General features: G+C 27.8%; 21 protein-coding genes. 16 read left to right on the forward strand and 5 right to left on the reverse strand.

The window, feature by feature from the left end; all coding sequences use genetic code 4:
• Positions 1–21 precede the first annotated feature (21 nt).
• Positions 22–2,235 carry an OppA family ABC transporter substrate-binding lipoprotein gene (locus AC0B4S_RS03400; RefSeq protein ID WP_465101698.1) on the forward strand — a complete coding sequence of 738 codons (2,214 nt, stop codon included), beginning with the start codon at positions 22–24 and terminating at the stop codon, positions 2,233–2,235.
• 32 nt (positions 2,236–2,267) lie between these two features.
• On the opposite strand, the gene AC0B4S_RS03405 is transcribed toward AC0B4S_RS03400, so the two are convergent.
• Complete coding sequence (locus AC0B4S_RS03405; RefSeq protein WP_465101581.1) at positions 2,268–3,449, reverse strand: IS3 family transposase; 1,182 nt, start codon at positions 3,447–3,449, stop codon at positions 2,268–2,270.
• A gap of 151 nt (positions 3,450–3,600) precedes the next feature.
• Between AC0B4S_RS03405 and AC0B4S_RS03410 the strand changes: the two genes are divergently transcribed.
• The 6 genes from AC0B4S_RS03410 (at position 3,601) to AC0B4S_RS03435 (ending at position 10,663) form a co-directional block, all read left to right on the forward strand.
• Positions 3,601–4,155, forward strand: coding sequence for a hypothetical protein (locus AC0B4S_RS03410; RefSeq protein WP_465101699.1), 555 nt, complete (start codon positions 3,601–3,603; stop codon positions 4,153–4,155).
• A gap of 61 nt (positions 4,156–4,216) precedes the next feature.
• On the forward strand, positions 4,217–5,392 hold the full coding sequence (locus tag AC0B4S_RS03415) for an ABC transporter permease (protein WP_465101700.1): 1,176 nt from the start codon (positions 4,217–4,219) through the stop codon (positions 5,390–5,392).
• Positions 5,385–6,704: an ABC transporter permease subunit gene (locus AC0B4S_RS03420; RefSeq protein WP_465101701.1), complete on the forward strand. Its 1,320-nt coding sequence runs from the start codon at positions 5,385–5,387 to the stop codon at positions 6,702–6,704. Before AC0B4S_RS03415 ends, AC0B4S_RS03420 begins: the two co-directional genes overlap by 8 nt.
• Positions 6,705–6,716: 12 nt before the next feature.
• Positions 6,717–7,778 (forward strand): ABC transporter ATP-binding protein, encoded by a 1,062-nt coding sequence (locus tag AC0B4S_RS03425; protein WP_465101702.1) that lies wholly within the window; start codon positions 6,717–6,719, stop codon positions 7,776–7,778.
• On the forward strand, positions 7,771–10,215 hold the full coding sequence (locus AC0B4S_RS03430; protein WP_465101703.1) for an ATP-binding cassette domain-containing protein: 2,445 nt from the start codon (positions 7,771–7,773) through the stop codon (positions 10,213–10,215). Before AC0B4S_RS03425 ends, AC0B4S_RS03430 begins: the two co-directional genes overlap by 8 nt.
• Positions 10,208–10,663, forward strand: a complete 456-nt coding sequence (locus AC0B4S_RS03435) for a hypothetical protein (protein ID WP_465101704.1) — start codon at positions 10,208–10,210, stop codon at positions 10,661–10,663. The genes AC0B4S_RS03430 and AC0B4S_RS03435 overlap by 8 nt, the downstream gene beginning before the upstream one ends.
• 504 nt (positions 10,664–11,167) lie before the next feature.
• Here the strand turns inward: AC0B4S_RS03435 and AC0B4S_RS03440 are convergent.
• Both AC0B4S_RS03440 and AC0B4S_RS03445 read right to left on the reverse strand, forming a co-directional pair.
• On the reverse strand, positions 11,168–12,316 hold the full coding sequence (locus AC0B4S_RS03440) for an IS3 family transposase (RefSeq protein ID WP_465101219.1): 1,149 nt from the start codon (positions 12,314–12,316) through the stop codon (positions 11,168–11,170).
• 110 nt (positions 12,317–12,426) lie between these two features.
• Positions 12,427–13,959: a transposase family protein gene (locus AC0B4S_RS03445; protein ID WP_465101705.1), complete on the reverse strand. Its 1,533-nt coding sequence runs from the start codon at positions 13,957–13,959 to the stop codon at positions 12,427–12,429.
• Positions 13,960–14,102: 143 nt separating this feature from the next.
• Between AC0B4S_RS03445 and AC0B4S_RS03450 the strand changes: the two genes are divergently transcribed.
• The 9 genes from AC0B4S_RS03450 to AC0B4S_RS03490 all read left to right on the forward strand — a co-directional run bounded on the left by AC0B4S_RS03450 (position 14,103) and on the right by AC0B4S_RS03490 (position 23,605).
• On the forward strand, positions 14,103–14,654 hold the full coding sequence (locus AC0B4S_RS03450) for an inorganic diphosphatase (protein WP_465101706.1): 552 nt from the start codon (positions 14,103–14,105) through the stop codon (positions 14,652–14,654).
• Positions 14,655–14,992: 338 nt separating this feature from the next.
• A complete protein-coding gene (locus AC0B4S_RS03455) occupies positions 14,993–16,792 on the forward strand; it encodes a S8 family serine peptidase (RefSeq protein ID WP_465101707.1) in 1,800 nt (599 codons plus the stop codon).
• A 2-nt stretch (positions 16,793–16,794) separates the two neighbouring features.
• Entirely contained in the window at positions 16,795–17,580 is a 786-nt protein-coding gene (locus AC0B4S_RS03460) for a hypothetical protein (protein ID WP_465101708.1), read from the forward strand.
• A gap of 332 nt (positions 17,581–17,912) precedes the next feature.
• Complete coding sequence (locus tag AC0B4S_RS03465) at positions 17,913–19,706, forward strand: S8 family serine peptidase (RefSeq protein WP_465101709.1); 1,794 nt, start codon at positions 17,913–17,915, stop codon at positions 19,704–19,706.
• Entirely contained in the window at positions 19,706–20,491 is a 786-nt protein-coding gene (locus tag AC0B4S_RS03470; RefSeq protein WP_465101710.1) for a hypothetical protein, read from the forward strand. Before AC0B4S_RS03465 ends, AC0B4S_RS03470 begins: the two co-directional genes overlap by 1 nt.
• 659 nt (positions 20,492–21,150) lie before the next feature.
• Entirely contained in the window at positions 21,151–22,302 is a 1,152-nt protein-coding gene (locus AC0B4S_RS03475; RefSeq protein ID WP_465101711.1) for a S8 family serine peptidase, read from the forward strand.
• Between the two features lie 80 nt (positions 22,303–22,382).
• Positions 22,383–22,910, forward strand: coding sequence for a hypothetical protein (locus AC0B4S_RS03480; RefSeq protein ID WP_465101712.1), 528 nt, complete (start codon positions 22,383–22,385; stop codon positions 22,908–22,910).
• Entirely contained in the window at positions 22,897–23,382 is a 486-nt protein-coding gene (locus AC0B4S_RS03485) for a hypothetical protein (RefSeq protein ID WP_465101713.1), read from the forward strand. Before AC0B4S_RS03480 ends, AC0B4S_RS03485 begins: the two co-directional genes overlap by 14 nt.
• Positions 23,324–23,605: a hypothetical protein gene (locus AC0B4S_RS03490; protein WP_465101714.1), complete on the forward strand. Its 282-nt coding sequence runs from the start codon at positions 23,324–23,326 to the stop codon at positions 23,603–23,605. The genes AC0B4S_RS03485 and AC0B4S_RS03490 overlap by 59 nt, the downstream gene beginning before the upstream one ends.
• Before the next feature lie 65 nt (positions 23,606–23,670).
• On the opposite strand, the gene AC0B4S_RS03495 is transcribed toward AC0B4S_RS03490, so the two are convergent.
• On the reverse strand, positions 23,671–24,498 hold the full coding sequence (locus AC0B4S_RS03495) for a deoxyribonuclease IV (RefSeq protein WP_465101715.1): 828 nt from the start codon (positions 24,496–24,498) through the stop codon (positions 23,671–23,673).
• On the reverse strand, positions 24,491–25,504 hold the full coding sequence (locus AC0B4S_RS03500; RefSeq protein WP_465101716.1) for a LacI family DNA-binding transcriptional regulator: 1,014 nt from the start codon (positions 25,502–25,504) through the stop codon (positions 24,491–24,493). The genes AC0B4S_RS03495 and AC0B4S_RS03500 overlap by 8 nt, the downstream gene beginning before the upstream one ends.
• Positions 25,505–25,740 lie beyond the last annotated feature (236 nt).

A 25,740-nucleotide genomic window follows, 5' to 3' on the forward strand; every position in this document is an offset into this window, starting at 1 on the left:
AAATAAAGAAAAGGAATTATTATGAAAAAAAGAAAATTATTTTTATTCGCAAGTACTGTAAGTGCACTTGCCTTACCAATAGCTACCGTAGCTTGTGGTGAAGAAGTATTAGTCACCTCAACATTTGGAAATTACGCAAAACAAAATATTTATCGTAATCAATATAACTCAAAATATGGGCAAAATCGTGGTGAGTTTGATCAATCTATGTATTCAGGTTCAATAAGTGATGGTGTTCATATGGCTTCAACTGGGTTTTTATTTAGACATGAAGGATCAGGAAAAGCTGAATTTGTTGAAGAACAAAAACTTAGTGCTGATGGTCTTTCAACTGTAACAAAAACTAATGTAACTAAGCCTTCAACTTTAAAATGAACCTTAGAATATGCAAAATCAATTAAACTATATGTTGATGGTCAAGAAGTTGTTTATGACAATGATAAAGCAGATCCTTTAGGAGCTCCAACAATTGATGGAAAATATTATGCATCATCATTTATCGAATTAACCAGCAAAGATCCTAAATCAATCAACAACCCTAAATTTTTCCAAGATTTAGCAAAAGCATCTAAATTTGAAATTGAGGTTGATGAAAGTTCACACTGAGTTGATTCAAGCGGTAACAAAACAAAATACAAAATTGTTGCCAAAGATTTCTATTACGGAATTTTAAGAACTTATTTACATTCAGATACTAAATACCGTCTTGCAAATGGTGGTACAAAAGCATTAGATGAAACAGCTAAAGGAATTATGCCAGATGGATCTGGTTTATTTGATGAGAAATATACTTTTACTAATAAATATTTATATGGATTATATAACATAGATTTTGACAAAATTATTGATGAAACTTCATTTATTAAAAATGAAGGCGACAAAAATTACTTAGTATTCCAAAAAGCTGATCAAAATGCTACAGCACAATTTGTGGAATTCTACAAATCTATTTTATTTGGAAATTATGATTATGCACCAGCACCAAGTCAATACATTGAAGAAATGAACCAAAATTTAGGTGCGCTTAGAAAGTTTGTTCCAATTCAAAAAGAAAAAGCTAGAGAAGCTGTAATTGCTAGTGACTTAGCAAAAGCTACTGGTAAAACAAAAGATTCAGGAATCTATTGATATGGACTTACTAATGATGTAACATTATATGCAGGAAGATACTTCTACAAAGGATATGATGCTACTGACTTAACTAAAACCTGAGAATTAAACACTCATTATAAAGATCAAGCATATCTAAATACACCTGGTAGATTGAGAAAAATACAGTATGTATATCTAAATACACCTGTAGATGCAAGTTTATTTAAAACACAAAACTATAACGCTTTTATTTCAGGAAATACATCACAAATGTCATTTCTTGATTTAGACGCAAACACTCAACAAAAAATTAAGAAAAATAAAGAAATCTTTGGACTAAGCAAATCACAAGGTTCAAACACAAAATCAACTAAAGGAAGCTACTACTGAGCAGTAATTCCTAATTATGGGCAAAACCTCAAAGAATATAATGAAAAATACTTTAATGATGCATTTGCTAAATTACTTTGAGGTGCAACATATGCAGAAATTAACAGAGGTGAAGCAAAAAATACTTTAACATACACCACATCAGGACGTGCTGCAGAATTTAGAAACATTCTTACAACTGTAATTAACTGAGACCATGCTGGTAAAGAAGCCCTTCAACCTCTTGATGGTATGGCATGACTTACTGGTGTTGCTCAAGATACTCCATTTGTAAATAACGATTCAGATACACCTAGAAAACTAGCTGATCAAATGAATGAACTTTTTGTTGTTGATCGCACCACTAACCAAAGAATTGATCTAGGAGGCAACTTAGGAACTGAATTAAGACCTAGTGAAAACAATGTAGTTGGTCAAGCAGCTGATCAAAAATACCAATCTTCTGCTTATCAAACACTAAAAGATCGTTTCAAAACCTTAGTTGATGAATTCTATAATGAAAATCCAACCTACAAAAATGATAGTGATACTGGTAGCGGAAATAACAAAATTAGATTTATTATCTCATATAGATATACTAACTATGATGCAAAAGCGGAACAATCACTTGTTAACCAAGTAAAAGTTCTTAACTCACTATACCCTGAAAGAATGGAAGTTTCAGTTATAAAATTAGATCCCAAAAATATAGAAAAATCATTGTATAGTTACTTTTTATACACCCCTTCTCCACTTAAAAATATCGGATGATAAACATGGACAGCAAAATTTAACATTTTAGTTATTTATAATTCCATAGCAAATTGCTGTGGAGTTTTTCAGTTTAAGTTTGATTGAATTCGGTCATTGTTGTACCAAATTACATATTCTTGTATCATATCATTAAGTTCATTAAATGTTATTTTTGAATAATCTAAATCATTTAATAATTCAGTTTTAATGATTCCAAACCAATATTCAATTTCTCGATTATCAAGAGAATTTCCCACTCTTGATAACGAAATAATCCCACCAAGATTTTTAACTTCTTTAATATATTGATGATGTGTATATTGAAAGCCATGATCTGAGTGAATGATAAAATTTTTGTATTTGTATTGCTTTAATGAATTTAAATTGTCTAAAACTAGTTCTAGATTATTACTTTTTGATAATTTAAAACCAACAATTTGTTTAGTTTTATGAGACAAAATTGCAGACAAATAAACGTGTGATTCTAACACATCTTTTGGCGCTTTTATATATGAAACATCAGTTGCATAAATATTTCGATTGTTTTGATCATTATAATCACGATTTACGAAGTTATCAATCTGAGTAGATAGATTTTTAATTTCTTTTCGTTTTGATTTTTGTCTAAGCTTACATTTTAGGCCTAAAAGGTTCATATATCTCCCTAATGAACGTTCGTTTATATCTATTTTGTATTTTTTAGATATGTAAACACTTAGTTTTAACCTTCCATATCTTGACTTTGTTTCTGCGAACGATTTTTCGATTACATCACTATATTTAGGGAGTTTTTGTGCAATTTTAATATTTTGAGTTTTAGAAATTGTTTGTCTAGAAATGCCAAAAACTTCTGCAAGCTTAACATAACTTATACTAAAACTTTTAGATTCAATAACTTTCTTACTTTTAGGTAATTCGTTGGTAATTTCATAATATCTTTTAGCTATTTGTAACAAATCATCACGATCAAAAATATCTCAATTTGGTTCTCTTTTCGTCTTAGGTTTGCCGCTTCCTTTTTTGCGGCTTTCCCCTTTCTTTGTCTGTAATAAGTCTTCCATACCTAAATTATAATACTTAATTATTTTATTAATTCTAACTTTTACACTATTTCTTTGTAAGTTTTTTGTTTCTGGTGATATTTGGTAAATAGCTTGGAAAGCACCTGGGAAACCTGATTTTTGATATTCTTCATATATTTTTGCAAATTCTTCTTTCTTTAAATGTCTTGACATAATTTATCCTTTCAAAAAAATTCTTCGTTGGTACCAACGAATGGTAACAGAAAAGCTAACATTTACATGTTAACTTTTCTGTCCGGCTTTATGAACTGCTGATTATGAATTAATTAATGGGTCAAATGACTTTAGATCATGAATTTATGGAATGCCAATTCTTGCTGCAATTGCTTATGATCAAGAATATCGTGCAAAAGTTGCTCAAGCATACCCAACTTTAGTTAAAGCTGCTGATAAATTTAAAACTTATCTAGATTTAAATAAAGAAACCTTAAATATCTCAATTCCAGTTGAAAAATGGTCAAAACTTAATAACAAAGATTTATACTTCTTAAGTGACTTTTTAGGTCATAAGCTTGTTGACGAAGAAAAAACAACTGAGACTAATGTTGTCTTAAAAGATATTGCTAAAGACGATACAACCAAATATATTAGTGCTCATGAACTTTCAGCATACTTCTTATTATGGTTAAATACTGATCTAAATCACGCATTTTCAAAAGACGAACTTATTAAATTTACTAGTGAATTTACAAATATTGCAGGTTTATTACCTAACCCATTCTATAACTCAACAACAGATGGTGTTAGTGATGTCTTAGTTAACCCTAACTATATTTATCCAAATACTCCTAATAAAACTGACTTCTCAACTTATTTAGTAAGACAAGAAGAACCAAAACAAGCATCGCAAGATAACTAACATAATTAGCAATAAACAATTTTGTTTATTGCTTTGTGTTTTATGATAGAAAGGAAAATCAATGTTAAAATACATTTTACAACGGATTGGCTTTGCGATCTTGACTTTGCTAATTATTGTGTTTGTCGTTTATGTGTTAACAGCCCAGTTTTCTGTTAACCCATTTGTCGAAAAAGCATTAGCAACTTCACAATCTAGTTCCACTGGTGATTCAAACAAAGAATTATTAAAAAAACTTTTTAATGATTCAGTTCGCTACCATTTTTTACCAGCATCTTGAGCTAACCGTTTTGATGAATTTGAAAAAGTTTGACTGAGCTATCGCTTAAGTCCTTTAACTCGGTTTGGATACTGGCTTAGCGATATTTTCACAAATAAACAAAACCCATTTGGTGAGCCATTTAATGAAAATATTTTCCCACAAACCCAAACTTCATCAATTTCAGAATTATTCTTTAAATATTTGAAATTATCAATAATTATTACAGTACCGGCTTTCTTTATTAGTGCAATTACCGGTATTGTGCTTGGAACAATAGCAGGATATAAACGTGGGACATTATTTGATGCAGGAATTAATGTTTTCTCACTTGTTTTTATTGCATTACCATCATTTATTATTGCCCCAATTTTAATTTCAATTTTATTAAGGGCTAATATTACGCCTAACTTTATTAACCCATATTCAGCACAAAGCTCGCAAGTTTATACTAATGGCCAAATTTTTGTGTCTTGAATCCCACCTATTTTAATTGTAGTGCTTGGTTCTTTATCTGGGTATATTACTTATACACGAAACCAAGTCATTACAGTTTTAACATCAAATTATGTATTAATCGCACGTTCAAAAGGATTAAAACAATCTGAAATTTTCTTCAAATATGTCTTAAGAAATATTTCAATTCCTTTAGCAGCAATTTTAATTCCTTCATATATTGGTTTATTAACTGGAGGAATTGTTATTGAAAGATACTGGAATATACCTGGTACTTCAGAAATTATTGCCCAATCTTTCCCACAAGGGGAAATTAACATTATTATGTTCAACACGGTCTTCTTCACATTTTTAGGTGTTATGACTACGATTGTTGTTGACATCTCATATACTATTTTAGATCCCAGAATTAAATATTCATCTCAATCAGGGTTTAGCTATTGGCAAATATTTATGCGCACTTTGCAACGTAATAAAGATTTTGTAAAACACAAGCAATTACATGGAGGAATAAATGACTAGTAAAGAATTTAACCAAAAATATAAACTAAAATTGGATAATATTACTAATCCATTTGCTTTTGCTCCTCAAACTAATAACTTTAGTAACGTTGCCGGTAAGCCAAAAAAATTAATGGTGGAAATCTTCAAAAGATTCTTCAAAAGTTGGCCTTCAGTTTTATTCTTAATTGTTTTTTTAGTGGTCTTTATAACCTCGATAGTCGTAACAACTTATTCAAACTATAGTGCAGATATTTCGGTAGATCAAACTACCAGACTTAATTTAATTGGTGAGAAAGCTGGTCAAACCACTAATACAGGTTCATCATTTGTAAAATCTTTACCTGCAATTTGAGCTGGTAAAATAAATTCTAAGTTAGTTTTTAGTGATAATTACTTTACTGAAAATGCCTTAGCTTGACAAAAAGCGGACTATTATGGCGGGTATTTATGAAATCAGTTTAACAAACCAGAATACTTTACTCAAGATCTGGCAAGTGGAAATTTAGTTAGATATATTGATTTTTACAAATGGTATGAAATTGACTCGGTGCATATTGTTTTAATTAATTCTGGCATTAGCCCAACAATTTCTGCACAAGAGACTGCTAAATATTACCAAGAAATTTTAGCCGCTAATCCACACATTAAATTAGGAACTTATTTAGGAACTACAAGTACCGGTATTGATATATGAACTCAAAGTTGAATTGGAACTTGAAGAGCAATTAGACTTGCTTTAGTTGTTGCTACCTTACAAACCTTAATTGGAGTTGCTATTGGATCCTACTTAGGGTTTCATGTTGGAAAGCCCGCTGATACAATTATCATGCGTTTAATTGATATTTTTTCAGCTCCACCAACTTTAATTTGGTTATTATTATTTGCTACTTTATTTGGAACAACTGACTTAACTTTAGGTTTTGCTTTAATCTTTGTTGGTTGAGTTGGTTCAGTTGGTAGAACAAGATTATTTATTATTACTGTTAAGGATTCAGAATTTATTACTGCCTCTCAATCAGTTGGTGCTTCAAAAGTTCGTTTAATTTATAAACATGCATTACCTTCAATTGTTGGTAAAGTTGCAACTAGCTACGTTGCATCAATTCCGTCAATTATTCTTTCAATTTCATCACTTGCCTTCTTAGGTTTCTTTAAATCTGATAATGCAAACTTAGGAAAAATTATTTCTTCAGCCCCTGCTGAAGCTGCCGCAAATATTTGGACCTTATTACTTCCATCATTAATCTTACTTTCAATTTCAGTTTCGCTACACTTCATTGCTTTAGGTGTCCATGATGCATTAGACCCTAAAGTTATTAAATCAAAATAGGAGGATATTTATATGCAAGAATCACAAAATGTTTTGTTATCTGTAAAGAACCTTAAAGTTAGTTTTAAGGTTAAACGTAATAAATATATAAATATTGTCCGTGGTGTTGATCTAGAAATTACTAAAGGTCAAATTGTAGGAATTGTTGGTGAGTCAGGGTCAGGAAAATCAGTTACTTCAAAATCATTTTTAAATATTAATGAAAATTCATTAATTACTGCTGATTTAATGAATATTGATGGCATTGATTTGTTAAAATCAAAACGAGATAGTTTTTGGCAAAAAATTAGGGGACATAAAATTGGATATATCCCTCAAGATCCTTTAACTTCCTTAAATCCAACTCGTAAAGTTGGCAAGCAACTCTTAGATGCTTTAAATAAAAATGATGATTGAAAAAATAAAACTTACCAAGAAAAGCGCCAATACCTAGTAGACTTATTAGATAAATTTGGTATCAGAGGACCAGAGCAAGTTTTTGATATGTATCCACATACCCTTAGTGGGGGTATGAAGCAAAGAATCGTAATTACTATGGTTGTTGCTTTGAAACCTACTTTAATAATTGCTGATGAACCAACAACAGCTTTAGATCCAACGGTTCAAGCTTCAATTTTAGCTTTATTTGATCAAATTCGTGAAACAATGAATATTTCAATTATTCTAATTAGTCATAATATTTCTGTAGTTGCTAAGTTTTGTGATTATATTTATGTTATGTATGCTGGCAAAATTGTTGAACGTGGGACAAAAAAAGATATTTTTACTGACCCAAGACACCCTTATACTTGAGCTTTAATTTCTGCAATTCCAGAAAACAAAGAAGATCGGTTATATTCGATCAAAGGAACCCCTCCGGATATGAATAATTTACCCTTGGGCGATGCCTTTGCGCCAAGAAATGATTATGCCCTTGAAATTGATTTTGTTAAAGAGCCTCCGCTTTTTGAAGTATCACCAACTCATGCAGCAGCTACATGGTTATTACATCCAGAAGCTCCACAAGTTACATTATCTCCAGAATTAGAAAACAGACTTAAGAATTTTAGAAGGGTATTTAACGATCATGAATAATAAAAAACCTATTTTAGAAATTTTTAATTTAAAAAAATTCTTTGTTAATAAAGGACATGTTAACAAAGCTGTTGATGATGTTTCTTTTGATGTTAAAGAGGGTGAAATAGTTGGTTTAATTGGTGAATCAGGTTCTGGGAAAACAACAATTGGTCGTTCACTTTTAAGGCTTTATGATGATTTTAATGGGTTTGTGCGTTTAGATGGAAAATTAATTTCAGGTAAAAAAATCTCATCTCAAACACGTAAATTCATGCGCAAAAACATCCAAATGATCTTTCAAGATCCAATGGCTGCTCTTAATGGTCAACATACAATTTTTACAATTTTAAAAGAACCATTGGTGGTTAATAAAATCATTAAAAATAAAATTAAAGATTTAGATAAAACTTGAAGCAAGGTTAAAGAAAACTTCCATTATTCATTTTTAGAAGCTGTTCTAAAATTAAGATTAGAAAATTTGAAAATTACTAATTCATTAACTAAGCCCTTCAATGATAAATGAAGTGATATTTTGAGTAATATAAATTATTTTGAAAATGATGAAGGTTCATACGATGATAAATTTAATTCTTATTTTTCATTTTTAGAAGAGAAAAATAAGAACAATTCCACAATTATTAATAATTTATATTCAAATACCGATTCATTAATTTCATTATATAATGAATCAAAAACCAAGCTTGCTTTAAATCAAATAGATATTGATGAAGTTGCTTATTGGGAGGCTTTAGCAAAGTATAATGAACAACTTAAATTAAGCAAAAAAACCAAAAAATATTATCAATATAAATTAAGCCGTAAAGAAGCATACCAAAACATTAAGGCTAATTCACTAAATTGATGGGAAGAATATTCTAGTTCACGTAATTCAGTTAAGAATATTATCGCGGAATTAAAAAATGAATCAAGGCTTAATTGAAATGAATCATATAATGCTTATGATATTGAATTTCACGCTTATAAATTAAAACTACATTTATTAAATAAAAAAGCCGAAAGTTTATTTAAGAAAAATAAAACATCTTTAACATATTTAACTTTTAATGAGCTCCAAGAGTTAATTAGTTCTTTTAATCGAATTTCGCTGCCAATCTTTGAACAAAAACTAAATTTAGATGTTTATTCGTTTAGTTCTTTAAAAGCATATAAACAAGAATTAGTGAAAATAATTGATCAAGAATATAAATTTGATTTTACAAAATATACTAATCTTTCAACTGAACGGAAAAATGCACACAGAATTTCTTTTAAAAATGAGCTAAATAAATATTTAAATTCTATTAAGTTAGAATTTAAAGAATTTTTCAAAAAACCTCTTGATAATTCAAAAGAATTAGACAAAGCTAAAACAGAATATCAAGAAGCTAAAGAAATTCATAATGAAGAAGTTAGAAAATATGTTTTAGATTTTGAAACTAGAATTAATTTACTTAAAGATCAAATTAACAGTGAAGAAAATACTTGGAAAGAGCTCAATGTTGTTTCTAAGAAAAATAATGAATTATTTAAGTTAGTTCATAAGAAATTTAAAGAGTTTTATAAAACTAATCGTATTTTAAGACTCCAAGAAAGACTTAAAGAAGCAAAAAATAGCAAACAAGAAAGCATCATAAAATTAACACGTAAATTAAAACAAGCTAAAATTGATTTACAAGTTTATGATACAAATGTGCGAGATAAATTATTAGGTGTTGAATCATTTGATATCGAACTTAAATACCTTACAAAAGATTTAAATAATACTTATGTATTGCTGGGAGTTTCTAAATTTGATTTATGACTTTTAACTCAAAATAAAAAGTTACAAAAATTCTTGGCTTATATACTGAAACCATTTAATTTATGAAAGCTAAAATCTTTATTTACTAAGATAACGATTTATAAAAGTTTAGAAGATGTTGGGTTATTAAAGCAATTTGCATATCGTTACCCACATGAATTTTCAGGAGGACAGCGCCAAAGAATTGTTATTGCAAGAGCCTTAATTTCTGAACCAAAAGTTATTGTTGCTGATGAACCAATTGCTTCATTAGATATCTCAATCCAAGCTCAAATTGTTAATTTACTTAAAGATTTATGTTTAGAAAAAAATATTGGAATGGTTTTTATAGCTCACGATTTATCAATGATTGAATATATTGCCGATCGTGTTCAAATTATGCACTTTGGTAAAATTGTTGAATCAGGTGATACAAAAGAAATTTATCAAAACCCGCTACACCCTTACACAATTAACTTATTTAAAGCTATTCCAAAGGTTTCTAATGCTAATGAAAAATTTACTGATGTTAAATTTGAATTAGAATATCTAAAAGCTCAAAGATATCCAAATGTTCCAATAAATTATGCTCTAACTACTGATCAAAACCATTTTGTTTACGCTACTAAAGAGCAATTTATAAAATGAACTAATCAAGAAACAAATAATGATTAAAAACCTTTGAAACTCAATTAAAGAAGAATTACACAAAAAACATTTATACATCTTATTTGGTTTATCATTCTTAATTTTTTTAATAATACTTTTAATTGATTTTAGCATCAAAAAAACTTATGATGCTAAATCCTTCTTGAACTTGCTTTCAGTATCTGCAATTGTATCTAGTTCTTTATTACTTGTTATCTTAATTATTACTAAGAATTTTTGAAAATCAATGAGCAGGCCATTTAAGCAAGCAAAAACCAATGTAGGAACATACAAAGAAGAAAGAAAAATGCGTTATATGAATGCAAATGAAGCTAATAAATATCGTCAAATAATAATTGCACGAAATCAAGGTAAAGCTTCTAAGCCGCCTATTAATAATCTTGCATATTATCTTAATATTTTGTTGTTTTTCATACTTTTTATTATATTTTTTGTGATATCTTCTATAATTTAAATTCTAAAACACAAGTAGGCATACTTGTGTTTTTTTTGTATTCAAATGATTGATGCACATTCTTGTAGAATAACTACCTTTTTGCACTACTTTTTTAATTTTTTGCCCAGGCTGTTGGGGGTTAATCTTTTTTTATTTTTTAATTTATATTATGATGTTTTTGTTACAAAAAAAAGATAATGAAAAAACAAACCAAAAAAATTTTTTCTTCTTTGGCAATTAAATTGGAAAATTTATATATTTTTTGATGTTTTTACTGTTTAAAAAACCAGAACATAATTATTTATATCATTACATTAACTACAAAATTTCAAAATGCAGCAAAAAGATTTTTAAACCCCCCGCCCTTGATTGCAATCAAGGGAGCCTTACTTTTGAAAAAGTAAGCAAAACTTCCAGAAAACACGTGGCCGTGTTAAACTGGGAAATTTTTTTCGGACGGTTTTACCTTCCCCAACCATACCATTTGGCTAAGCCAAACGGAATGCTTTGGGAAGGTTTTTTTTATCTTATTCTTTTATAATTATATCAGTTTATAAATTCTTTGATTTTTTGTGATAATTCAATAAAAGTAAGCCTTTTACAGGTTTGATCAAAATTTGGAAAAATCTCGCTTTTAAGAATTGAAAAGAAATATTCAATTTCACGGTTGTCTAGACTATTGCCAATTCTTGACATTGATATTTTACCTTTTAGCAATTCTATTTTTTTAGTATATTCAACCGACGAATAAGCAGATCCATGGTCAGAATGTAAAATAAAATTTTTTTTGAATTTTGTATTACTGATATTATTCAAAATTAGTTCGGTATCATTTCTAAGTGATAATTCATAGGTCACAAACTTAGTTTTATGGTCGATAATTGCGGATAAATAAATATGATTTTGCTCAATGTCTTTTGGTGCTGGTATGTAGGTCACGTCTGTTGCATATATATTATTGTTGATTGAATTATAATCTCGTTTTACTAAATCAGGCACTTTAACACAAGTATTTTTAGATTCTTTGTTTTTACGTTTTTGTCTAACAAATGTTTTTAAATTAAGTTTTTTCATATAATTCCCAAGGGTTCTAGGATTTATTTGAATATTATATTCTTGGAAAATATATTTAGCAAGCCTCCTTCGTCCATACCTTTCTTTATTTTCGACAAAACTTTTAAAAATTATTTCTTTGTGTTTGACATTTATCTCTTTAGCTTTGTTGTTATCTTTCAATTTCTCATAATATGTGGATCTTGCTATTAAAAAAATTTTTGCCTTGTATTTTGATGAAAGATTTTCAATTTCTTTAATATTTTTAATATCTGCATCAATATTATTTTCATTAAAAATTCGATAGTAGTATTTTATAACTGCATCTTTTTCATCATCTTTAAGAGTATTAATTCATGTATAATCGAGAACTTTCTTTTTCTTTCTCCCAACACCTTTATCTTTCTTGGGTGATTTACCGCTTTGTGATTCTATGTTCATATTTAAATTATACAGTTTTCTTTTCTTTAACATATTTTTCATTGATTCTTTATTTCAGTATGCTTTTCTGATGTCAAAACAGAAATTTTCAAATTCTGCTTTGGTTATTACCAGGTTCAAGTATTTATCGTATAAGTCAAAAATTTTAACTCATTCTTTAGTCTTTAAATGTCTCATAACTACCTCTTTTTCTTTATATTAAAAATATTCGGATTTTGTCCGAATATTTCTTCCCTGTCTATGTTTTTCTATTTTATTATTTTCTTTTTTATTAAAAAATATTAAAATTAATATGCATCAATTTTTATTTCATCATTGATGCTTCTGTGTAATGCTCTAAGTATCTCTAAATACTCAGCCATAATCTTATTGGCTTCAAGGTTATTTCCTTGTGCATTCACAGAGACACTATTAAACTTTGAGATATATAATTCAAGAGTTTTAAAAAATGAGTTTGTTTTCTTGTGGATAAATGCTAGTTTTCCAACGGCAGGGATAGAATAATCTAAACCTTTCTCAAGAGCTCACATTTCTGTAAAGCTTAGATATTTTCCAGTAGGTTCTTTGGCAAAGTATTTTTTTCCATTATATTTAAAATACAAATTATCATCAGAAGAATGTACTAACACAACATCAGAATTATAAGGAAATATAATCCTTTTGTCATGCATATCGAAAGCTGCAAGGTTCTTACCTTGGTATCTAACAACACCATTTAAAACTTTTCTATTAATCTCTAAATCAACGGCTCAATTGCCGTTTTTCTTTCCTTCTTTTTGAAAAACATTATGTTTAGAAATTATTTTTTTATTCCTCGTGTTGTAATAATTTTGAAATACTTCGTTATTTTGCTTTAAATCATTAATATCTTTATATCCGTTTTCATGAATTAATAATGGGTATTGGTCTAATGATGTTCTAAAAGATCTCTCAACGTGTGGTTTATGTTTAGGATTAGAAGAACTGAGTACTTCTATTCCTTTTTTATTTAAATCTTTTTCAAAAATTGTTTGTGTGTTTTCATTTCCCCAAAAAGTTCTTCTTTTATCAGTATAAATTTTCTTTGGAAATCCATATTTCTTAAATACTATTTCTAACAGTCTTTGATATCCTAATGTTGTTTCTTGTTCTTCAAATCATGCTGCTAATAATGTTCCAGTGGCAACATCAATTGCATGATAAAGATAGAATGGTTTATTATTTTTTAAATATGGTTCAAGCTGAGCATCGATTTCAACAATTTCACCAAATTCTAAATTTTTCTTTAGACCCAAAACTTGTCTTTGTTTTTCATTTTGTTTAATTTGTTTATAATATTTTTTTAATAGCAATGTTGTCTCTTGTGAAGTTTTCTTCTTTGATAATTTTGCTATTTTTCTTCCTCTTTTGGTTGTATGTATATTAAATAATCCTAATTGGTTGAATCTTCTTACCAGAGTTTTGTAAGAAATTTTTTGCCTTATAAAAGAACCATATTCTGAATAATAATAACTTTTAAACGAAAGTTGGTTATTTGTTAGAACGCTATTTAAAATGACTTCACATATTTTTAAATAATCTTTAAACACTAATTCAATTTCTGAATCTGTAACTTTGCAACTTCTTTGTTGATTTTTATTTTTATGGCTGATGTCAATTTCTTGATTACTTTTTATTATTTTTTTATATCTTTTTACAGTTGATACACTAAGGTTTGTAATTAAACTAAGTTGAGATAAAGATTTTTCAATATTAGCAGCAATTAATATGAGAGATTGCTGCTTTTTTAGTTCGTAGTTTGTTAAGTTTTTGTACTTATCTATGTTATGTTTAAATATCATAAATAATTTATACCATATTTTAATTAAATTAGTTCACTTTCGGTGGGATTTATATATGGACCTAAATAGTTGTCATTGGACAGTAAAATAAAAATCTAAAATTAGAAAAGTATTCTTTCTAATTTTTTTATTATAATTTATACATGAATAAAATAGACGTTAAAATTGAAATACCTAAAAATTCAAAAATTAAGTATGAATATAACCGTAAAACTGGCGAAATAGAAGTAGACAGAATTCTCAGAGGAGATTTTGTCTATCCATGTAATTATGGATTTATCCCAAATGCATTAGATTGAGATGGTGATGAACTTGATGTTTTATTATATTCAAGTGAAACCTTTCATCCTGGGACAAAGCTCAGTGCCCGCATTATTGGAGCTATGAAAATGATCGATGATGGTGAAACTGATACAAAATTAATCGCAGTGCATAGTGATGATTATCGCCTAGATCATATTCAAAACTTAAAAGATCTTCCATTACCTTTTTTAGATAGTGTTAAGACATTCTTTAGCACATATAAAAATTGAAAACGTGAAGGTATTACATTTGTTTCTGGTTTTGAAGGTCTTGAATATGCAATTCAAGAATATAATGAATGTGTTGATTTAATGAAAAAATATGGAGACTTACCTAAGCAAGAATTTATTGAAAAAATGAAACAACTTCACCCAGAAAAATATCCAAATTAAAATAAATATGATTGCCACTTCTGAATTTTTCAGAAGTGGGTTTTTATATAGGTGGACAAAAACTTGACATGAATATATTAATTTTTTTTACAACTTTTTTGTTTTAACCAAAGGGGAATTACATTGGGCAAAAGTAAGCGAAACCAAAAAAAACTACCGTGTTTAATCCTCTACACATAAATTATTTATATAGAAATTATGTTGAAGTTAAAAGACAATTATTTTGTTAATATCTCGCATGTGACTTTTCCAAAATACAAACAACAATTTCCCTTGATTAAAAATTCTTTTATGTTATAATTTTTATGATATTTTTAGAAAAATTCTGGAGGTATGATATGAAAAACATTAAAAATATTAAAACTTTCTTAAAACTTTCAAGTTTAACAACTAGTTTTTTTGCGTTGCCACTTGGTTTTAGTTTTTTGAACCCTACTTTGAGCAAAAAAACTGAAAATTATGAAATTCTTAGTAAAATAGAAAATGTGAATCTTACAAATTTAGTAATTACACAAAAATCAAACGAATCGAAAACTGAGCAAATCAATTACGGAGTTAATAGATTTGATGTTTTTGGTTCGTTTTCAGTTGATTTTATAAAATCATTGAAAACACATTTAGAAAAAAATCTAGGACAAGTTGTCCAAGTTAAATTTGAAGAATATATTGGTGTAGTATCAATAGCCCACGTAAAAGGTATTGATAATAAACAATTATTTGATTTAATTGAAGAATTCTTCAAAGATAATCAAAAGGAATATAGAAAAATTTATAACTTCACTACTGGAATTTATTATGATGAATTCAAATATGTTAATACTGCAAATAAATCAGTAATAAATAAAAGCTCATCAGATAGTAGATATCATAATTCCTCATTTGAAACGCAAAAAGAAAACGATAGTATATACGCTTTTGTTGGGTTAGATAAGGAAACAAGGTTTAAACATTTTAATAGTTTTATTGATAGTAAATTAAATGTTGGAGTTTTAGAGGGAGGAGTTGCTGAAACACATTCAAATGCTTTTGAGTGAAATCGTAAGTATGGAAATGGAATATGGTGGAGAGACATGTGATTCTATACAGAAAAATCATCAAGGCACGCAACCCAAGTTTCAGAATTAATTGCTGGAAAAAAAGGCATTAATCCATCTCTTACAGTTGTTTCTGTACAGACTGACTTAGAATGAAATGGTCTTAGCAGCGAAATGAATTATTTGATATGATACACAAATATAGTTAATAATAGTTGAGGTTTAGGATATGATAACAAAAAACCAATCCCTGAATGGATGTTAACTTATAATTGGGCATCAAAATATTTTGATGATTTAATTTTTAATAACCCAGAACTCATTAATGTTATAGCTGCTGGAAATGCATACAGCAAGAAAAATGATATATTTGAAATTGCATTGTCTAAAAATAGCATCATAGTTGGCGCAACAAGTGAATGAAATTGAGAAAATAAAGCAAGTTCAAGCCAAGTAGGTAATGACTTAAATTATCTTTCAGTCGTAGCTCCAGGCGGATATTATTGATTTACTAATAAAACACAGTATTATGATGAGGATGGAAATTTAAGAACGGGCGGATATTATAATAAGGGGACAAGTTTCTCAGCACCGCTAATAACAACAATAGCAGGAATGTTAAAACAAAAGTATAAAACTTATTTTGATTTAGGGTCAGATTCAATTATTTTTAAATCTGCTCTGATAACTGGTTCAAGAAAACCAAATGGTATAAATTCGCTTTATACAAATGAAACTGGATATGGGATTCCAAATTATAAAAAAATTGAACAAGCAATACAGTCTTTAATAATCTTACCTAAAACTGACAAAAGTAATGATTTATCAAAAAACTCTCGCCAGGTATACTTGAATAAAGGGGATAAAATACGTGCTTCTTTAGCCTTCTTGTACAATGGAACAAATGATAAAACTGATATTGATTTTAGAATTAAAGATATAAATGGCAATATTGTTGCTTCTTCTAACTCTTCGAACAAAAATATTGAAGTTGTTGAATTTGTAGTTCCAAATTCAGGATTTTATAGATTTGAGGCATATAGATATTCAGAAAATTCAAATCCTGTGGAAGTAGCTATTACATATGCAAAGGAAAATAACTAAAAATGGCTTGAAAAATGCGAAGAGGTTTAAAGTATTCTCTTATATTTTTAGGATCAGCATTGTTAATTATGCCTACTTCTCTTTATACTTTGTATAGGATTCAACATAAAGAATGAACTGAGCATTCTAAAATATATTTTAACAATTACTGAAATGATGATCATACCCTTTTTACTTTAGAAGGCGCTTATCCATCAACATTTTATAAAGATAATGATAGAATTTCAAAAGATAAACAAGTAGAGCCATCTTCAGCTTGAGAATACGGTAATAACCCTGAACGTCTTGACAAAGAAGCTAACAAAAATGTCGATAATTGGGTTTATTCCAAGGAAAACATCCAAAACACAACTTACCTATTTAAGACTAAAAAAGAGTTTATTGATTTATTTTTAAAGCTAGAACCAGACAGGTATGTAGATGAAAATTCTATAACTAAGCAATATAAAGAATTGTTAGATAAGGTTGATTTTGCACAACAAGATCTTATTTTACTTAATAATTATGTCAATATATTCATGCCTAGGGACGGAGACAAGAGAAAACTAGGGTGAGATATTAAAGAATATAGTTATAATGATAGCAATAAGACACTCACATTAAAATGAGATGAAAATTATGAGCAAAAAAAATATTGGTGAAAGTCAAATTGCCAGTGAGGTTGCGTAGTTGATAAAGCATTAGGTTCAAATTACTGATACAGAAGCTTTTTTATAATAGTTAATAAAACAAGTTTAAACGATTATAAAGATTTAAAGATAGAAATGGAATATGAGTGATTAAAATAATTTTAATATAAAGCCGGACAGAAAAGATAACATGAAAATGTTAACTTTTCTGTCCGGCTTTAAAACGAGATATGAATATATTAATTTTTGTGTTCTTTTTTCGTTTTTAATCAAAGAGGGTTATATTCAGCAAAAGCAAGCAACACCAACAAGAAAACACTATCGTGTTTGATTGTTTATACATATATTTTTTATGCAAAATTTATATTAAAATTGAAAAACAATTATTTTGTTAATATTTTGCAAGTGGCTTTTCCAAAAAGCAAAATAAAAATTTAGTAAACTTATGTTATAATTTTTATGATATTTTTAGAAAATTATGGGGGTACAAAATGAAAAATATCAAAAATCTTAAAACTTTCTTAAAACTTTCAAGTTGAACAACTGGGTTGTTTGCATTGCCACTTGGTTTTAGTTTTACATCACAACAAGAAAGTAAGAAAACAGAAAACTTTAAAAATAATAAAGTTGAACATGTAAATGTTACAAATTTATTAATATCAAATAAATCAGACGAATCAGAAACAAAAAAAATCAATTACGGTGTTAATAGATTTGATATTTTTGGTTCGTTTTCAATTGATTTTATCAAATCATTAAAAACTAATTTAGAAACAAAATTAGGTAAACAGATTCAAATGAAGTTTGAAGAACATGTAGGAGTTATATCAATCGCACATGTCCGTGGAATTGACTATATGTATTTATTAAATTTAATAAATAAATTTTTTGAGGATACTCAAAAAGAATATAGAAAAATTTATAATTTTACAACTGGGGTATTCTATGATGAATTTGTCAAGAACAAATTAACAAATCCAATAGTACAAAATAAATCATTTTCTGATAATAGATATAACCATAGCGATTTTGAATTAAATATGTTGAATAGTTATTACTTTGCATATGTTGGATTGGATAAAGAAACAAGATCTAATCACCTTAGAAATTTTATTAATTCAAAATTAAATATAGGTGTTTTGGAATACGGGGTTGTCGAAACTCATTCAAAAGCTTTCGAGTGAAACAGAAAACACGGTAATGGGTTATGGTGAAGAAATGAATTGTTCTACTGAGAGGATTGATCAAGACATGCAACACAGGTTGCAGAATTAATTGCCGGAAAAATGGGAATCAATCCCTCTCTAGGTATTGTCTCAGTTGAATTAGCCTTTAATTGAAATGGTATATCTGGGGAAATGAATTACTTACTAAAGCACACAAATATTGTGAATAATAGTTGAGGTTTACCTGGTTATAATGATAACATAATTTCTAAAGATCTATTGACATATAATTGGGCATCAAAATATTTAGATGATTTAATTTACAATAATCCTGAATTAATCAATATTGTTGCAGCGGGTAATAGATTTAATGATGGAAAAAATGATCTTTTCGAAATTTCATTATCTAAAAATAGTATTATAGTTGGTTCGACTGACTCTTCAAATCTAGAAAAAAAAGCATTTTATAGTCAAATTGGGAATGACCTAAATCATCTTTCTGTTGTAACACCAGGTGGTTATTATTGATTTACTGATAAAACTCAAGTTCGAGAAAATGGTCAGCTTGTCGAAAAAGAAAACTATGCACGAGGAACAAGTTTTTCAGCGCCAGTAGTTGCTGCAATAGCTGGAATGCTGAAACAAAAATACAGATCTTATTTTGATCAAGGCTCAGACTCAATTATCTTTAAATCTGCTTTAATAACAGGGTCAAGAAAACCAAAAGATGTAAAGGAAATTTATACTAATGAAACCGGCTTTGGCATTCCTGATTACAAGAAAATTGAAAAAGCATTGCAATCGCTTATTTTATTAAAATCTACGGATAAAAGTAAAAATTCATTTAATAACTCAAGATCAGTTTATCTTAATAAAGGCGAGAAAATTAGGTCATCATTAGCATTTTTATATAATGGTACTTTTGATAAAACTGATATAGATTTTTATGTGAAGAATTCAACAGGATCGGTTATTGCATCTTCTATGTCTTCCAATAAAAATGTTGAAGTTTTAGAATTTACAGTCCCAGAATCAGGCTGGTATACATTTGAAGCTCAAAGATTTTCAAATAATACAAATCAAATTGAAGTTGCAATTACCTACGTAAAAGAAAACTAATGAAAAAAACATTGAAAAAAGTTATTAAGTATTCAAGTATATTTTTAGCAAGTGCTTTAGTAATAGTTCCTGTAAGTTTATATACATGATATAGAGTTGAATATAATCAATTTATATCACATTCTAATATTAATTCAAACACTTATTGAAATAAAGATCGTTCGCTTTTTACTCTAGAAGGATTATCCCCACAATTATTTTCAAAAGATAATGATAGATATGCAAACAGTGACCAAAATATCTTGTATTCTCATTGGGAATATGGTAATACACCTGAACGTCTTAGCGAAAATGTTGATCAAAGTAATGACAATTGAGTTTATGCGAAGAAAAACATCCAAAATACCACATATTTATTTAAAAATAAAAACGAATTTGTAAATTTATTTTTAAAGATAAATCCTAATTATTATAAAGATGCAAATTTTATAAATAAAGAATTTAAAGAGCTACTTGATACTGTAGATTTTAGCCAAAAAGACATTATTTTATTAAATAATTATATTACAACAAGTATGCCAGGCAGGGGAGATCGCCGCAAACTTGGTTGAGATATAAAAAATTATAATTATAATGATTCAACTAAAACATTAAAACTAAATTGAGATAAAAATTATCAGCAAAATCATAAGTATACATGAATAGGATATAACAATATTTGAGTTTCTGATAAAGCTCTGGGGTCTAATTATTGATACCGTAGTTTCTTCATCATTGTAGATAAAACTAGTTTAAATGATTATAAAGATTTAAAAATTGAAATGGAATATGAGTGGTTAAAATAATTCATTAAAGCAGAATTTGCAGTGAAATTCTGCTTTTTATTTAGTTGATAATGGACATTTTTATGCAATTTATTATAATTAGAAAAATATAAAGGAGTTAATTTGCATACAAATCTATTACATCTGATTTGTATTATTAGTTTTACACCAAAAAGCAAATGGAAAAATATTTTAGATAGTAAAGCCATACAGAAACCTTAAAATTTCTGTGTGGCTTATAATTACTTTCTTTTTTTACTTCTAAGAAAAATAACTACATACTAATTATCTACTAGTAGACCTTGTACGTAGTAGATTTATAGTAATTTACTAAAGCCATATTTTTTAATATATAATATATGTATGCAAAAAAAACTTAAATATTTATATTAAATAGTTGTATTTAGTTTTTTTTGCAAAATACATAAACAAAAGAAAAAAGGAGAAAAATTCTTAAAACAAAAATTAAAAAACTGCTTATATGACCTATTGCAACATTAGGTAGTTTTGCTAGTTTATTTGCAATATTACCACAGAATTATTCATCAAAAATTACCAATTGGTATGATAATCTTACAAGTGATAAATTTGAACTTAGAGCTCAAAAATCAATAACCATTACAAATTCTAGTGGAGTTGAACACCATAAATATTTAAGTAATGATTATGAATTAAAATTATTGTTAAATCCTGGTTTTTTAGGTGATGACGAGAAAAAAATTAAAGAATTTAACGAGAAATTTATCAGTAAAATTAAAGCTCATGGGTTAAACTTTTCCAAATATAAAGTAAGCCAAATGATGCCTGTTACATGGTTCTATTTTAAGAGTGAAAAAGAGCGTGAAATTTTTACTAAATCAATTAAAAATTGAACTGAAATATATAAATTCTTAATTTATGAAAATACAAGGGCAGTTTCTGAACGACCAATACCCCTTGAAGAATGGCTTACAGATATTTATAAACCTGATAATTACGTAGAACCATATGAAAGTAATAAAGGTTATTATCATTTTAAAAATTCGATGGATAAAAACTTAGAAATTGTTAATGCTGTTGGTTATACTGCAGAAAACCTCCCTGCTACTAATATAGGTGTACTAGAAGTTTGAACCTATCCTTTTGATAATAATTATCAAAAATATTTCAAAAAAGGAATTAAAATAGGTGGTGCATCAACGCAAGGTGTGTATCAACATGACTACAAAGAGCATTCCACAATTGTTTCAATGATAGCAGGCGGCTACTATGGAGTATCTAGAAATTCAAAAATACATCTTTCAACATTTACAAGTACTGGAAAAAATAGTGATTGAACTAGAGTTATTGAAAATATGGTTCTTAATGAAGGAATTAGAATTATTAATCATAGTTACGGGTCACGACGTAAAGATTATGAAGGCTATAATGATGAAACATATTTTCTAGACTATATTTCCCGTAAATATGGAGTTATAAATGTAATCTCGGCTGGCAACGACGGAAATAAACCAGATCATTTAATTACAAATAAAAAATTGTCTCTTAATTCCATAGTTGTTGGAGCGCTTTCTGAGTCAGCAACTAAAAATAATTTAAACGGAAATAAGGTTCATTTCAGATCTAATTATAAAATTCAAGATAAATTTGACACATTGGGCAAACCACTTGTTGTTGCCCCTTCCTACTTTTATAACCCTGCGTACAATATAAATAAGAATCAATGGGGAACAAGTTATGCAGCACCTATGGTAACAGGTCTTATATCAAATTTACTTAACTATAAATCCTACATACAAAATAGTGATTTTAAAGTTCCACTTTCAAAGCAATTTTATCTGCTTCTGCTATAACTCCAAAACATAATGATGTAATTTATAAATCAAGTGGATATGCACAAAAATATGGGGCAGGCACTGTTGATTTCAAAGCAATGTTGCAAGCAGCAGATAATGCTCAAACAATTCAAGTTCACCCTACTCGTGAATATGGTGACGTGTTTATTAGTAATACAATAAATTTAAAAGGAAATCAAACAATTAAAATTTCTAGTTCCTGAACTTTTAATGCTGGACAGTTAAAAAATAATGAAATTAGTCCAGGTTATTGAAATTATACATTTCCCTTCATTAAGTCTTTTAATACAACCTATGAGCAATCCGAATGAAATAAAGCCCACATTGATGAAGCAAGACTCAAAAAAGAAGAGTTAATAAAACGCCAAGAAGGTAAATGGGTCAGTGATTATGACTTATATCTTGAGCGAAAGGATACAAATGGTTCATGAGTGATTGTTAAAAGTGTTGGTTCAGTATTAACTAATGATGAACTTATTGAATTTAAAGTTGATGTACCAGGTCAATATAGATATAGAATTAAAAAGTTTAGTACAAATACTTTCACAAATTCAGTTGATGATTTAATTGCAGTTACACATTTGGTGCGAAATGAAAATGATTAAGAAAATATTTTTAACTTGTCTACCATTTTCCATGCCTTTTGCACTAATTTCTTGTAATAATCAAAATTCATTTCATGAATTTGAAAAGAAATTTAAGGAAGTTGATAAAGTATTTAATAATTATATACAAGCAAAACGATTTATTCCTGGATCCTTATCAAAGGATAATATTACTAAACTTAGACAAAAATATAATATTGGTAGTTTTAATGATAATTACTTTAAAGACCAAAATCTAGTAAATAATAATTTTGTAACAATTAAAAATAAAAAACAATTTAAAAATATTATTATTGATAGATTTCATGAACTTTACCCTAGGGAAGAAACCAAAGTAACTGATAGCGAACTAAAAGAAACTTTTGAGAAATTATATTTAGGGAATGAAGAAGTTTATCAAGTGCTGGAAAATTATGATTTATATATATGTAGACCGTTATGGATACGAAACACCTGCACAATGAGGATTTAAATTTATACCTTTTATAGATCAAGAAAAAGTAGTAATTAATACTTTTGGTGATAAACGTTACAGTATTGTTCCTGATCTTGCACCTTTTGCATACTCTTGAGGAGTTTTTAAGGTTCCAAAGAATAAAGAGGTGATCTTTAATAATATTGACTACTTACCTCGTGAAACATATTATTCAAGGATGCTAAGTTGATATTATAATGAATTTAAAAAATATTATTAAATTATCGAGAAAATTAATTACGATTTATAAAAAAATACCAAGAAGTAATTCTTGGTATTTTCAATTTATTTATCTAAAAGCATCGATATTTCTTCTTTATAAATTGGTTTATTATTTAAATATGGAGTTTCTAAAATAACTGGAATATTATCAAAATCTGGATCATGTACAAATTCTTGTAATGTTTTAAGGCCGATAGTTCCTAATCCAATATTAGCATGGCGATCTTTATGACTGGCTAATTGATTTTTAGAATCATTTAAATGAATAACTTTAACATGTTTTAATAAATCATATTTAAATAATTCTTGCTTAAATTCTTGGTAATTTTGCAAATCGTAACCTGCATCCCATAAATGACAAGTATCAAGACAAACCTGGACTCTTGGATCATTAGTTCAATCTAATAAATATCTAATTTGTTCAAAATTAATTCCAATTTCTGTTCCTTTTCCACTCATTGTTTCAATGCAAATTACAACGTCCTTAGTTTGACTAATAATATATTTTAAACTATCTACTAATTGTTCTAATGCTTCTTGTACTTCATAAGTAGTATAAGCGCCAGGGTGCAAAACCAAATATTTTAAACCTAAATAATTCATCCTTTCAATTTCTTTAATTAAAAAATCATTTGAAAAAGTAGCTTTTGATGGATTAGCTGGATTAATAATATATGGAGCATGTACAATAATGTCTTCTTGTGAAATTTTATCTTTATAATTCGCAAGATATTCTTCAAGTTTATAATTTTCTTTTGGTACCCTAATAGTTGTTTGTGGAGCCCCTAAATAAATCATCATGGTATTTGCACCATTATCAAGTGATTCTTGAACTGCAGCTGGTAAATAACCTGGTTTTTTAAATGAAATATGTGAACCTAATTTAATCATATTTACTCCTATTTTTTTCATCTTCAATAATCAAGGTATCTACTAAGACACCTTCTTGTTGTTGTGTTTCTAAATAATCATGTATCATTCGGATAATCATCATCCCGATCTTTGGATAATCAACAAAGATTTTTGCTTTGTAATTTTTCACTACATCAAAGATTGATTGATAGCCTATATCTGTCATTTTAAATTCTTTATTACCTAAAGTATTCATAATTGACACATAGACCTCATGTGTTGAACAAACAATATTTTTAATTCCGGCAAATTTTAACTTTTTATTAAGATTTTGAATATTGATTCAATTTTTCTTTGTTTCTAAATAGTAAATTGAACAATTTAAATCATTTTTTTGGCAAGCAGCATTAAAGCCATTTTTAATTTCATTTTTTTCTGTATCAGAAAGTTTTTCATCTAAGATAAGGGCTAATTGCTGGTTACGGTTATGTTTGAAAACTTCAACACTATTATAAAAACTTGTTTCAAAATCAGTTTTAATTCAATTTAACTCGTCAATATTATGTCCATAGATTATAATTGCTGTTTCGTTGGAAATATTTTTCAAATAATCAAAAACTCTTTTATGGTAATCAGGAATCAATGCAACAATTGCTAAAGGCTTTCAACTAAGGGCATATTTAATTGTTGCAATATAATCATTAGATGCTGTTTCACTATAGGTAGTTACTACATGTCAATCATTCTTAGCGCTTTCTAGTACCAGACCGCTTGTAATTAAATTAAACTTATTTTGAATGGCATTTGGCATTATTACAAAGATTGTTCGACTTTTACCCCTTACAATGCTAGCCCCATAATTGGGAATATAACCATATTTATTAATAATGCTTTGAATTTTATTAGTAGTTTTGTCAGAAATATAGCCATTATTAAAAAACCTACTAACCGTTGATATCGAAACTCCAGCTAATTTTGAAATGCCTTTATAACTAATTTTCTTTGTTTTGCCATCTTGTTCGATGTTATCTTTGCTGTTTTTCATATTGAAATATTATAAGAAAATAACCAAAAAATAAAACAATTAAAATTAAAAAAATCCCTCTAATTTAAATTAGAGGGAAAGATATTATTATGGGAAAGGAGCATTTATTATAGCTCAAGAAGTATATTACTGAAATATACACTCTTACCTAGGTAAGCATTAAAATAATTATAATATAAATTATAAAATTCCAAAATGTTTTTTTAAAAAAACGACTTAACTTTTTTAACCTAATT

Source organism: Mycoplasma sp. 6934 (assembly GCF_055523595.1).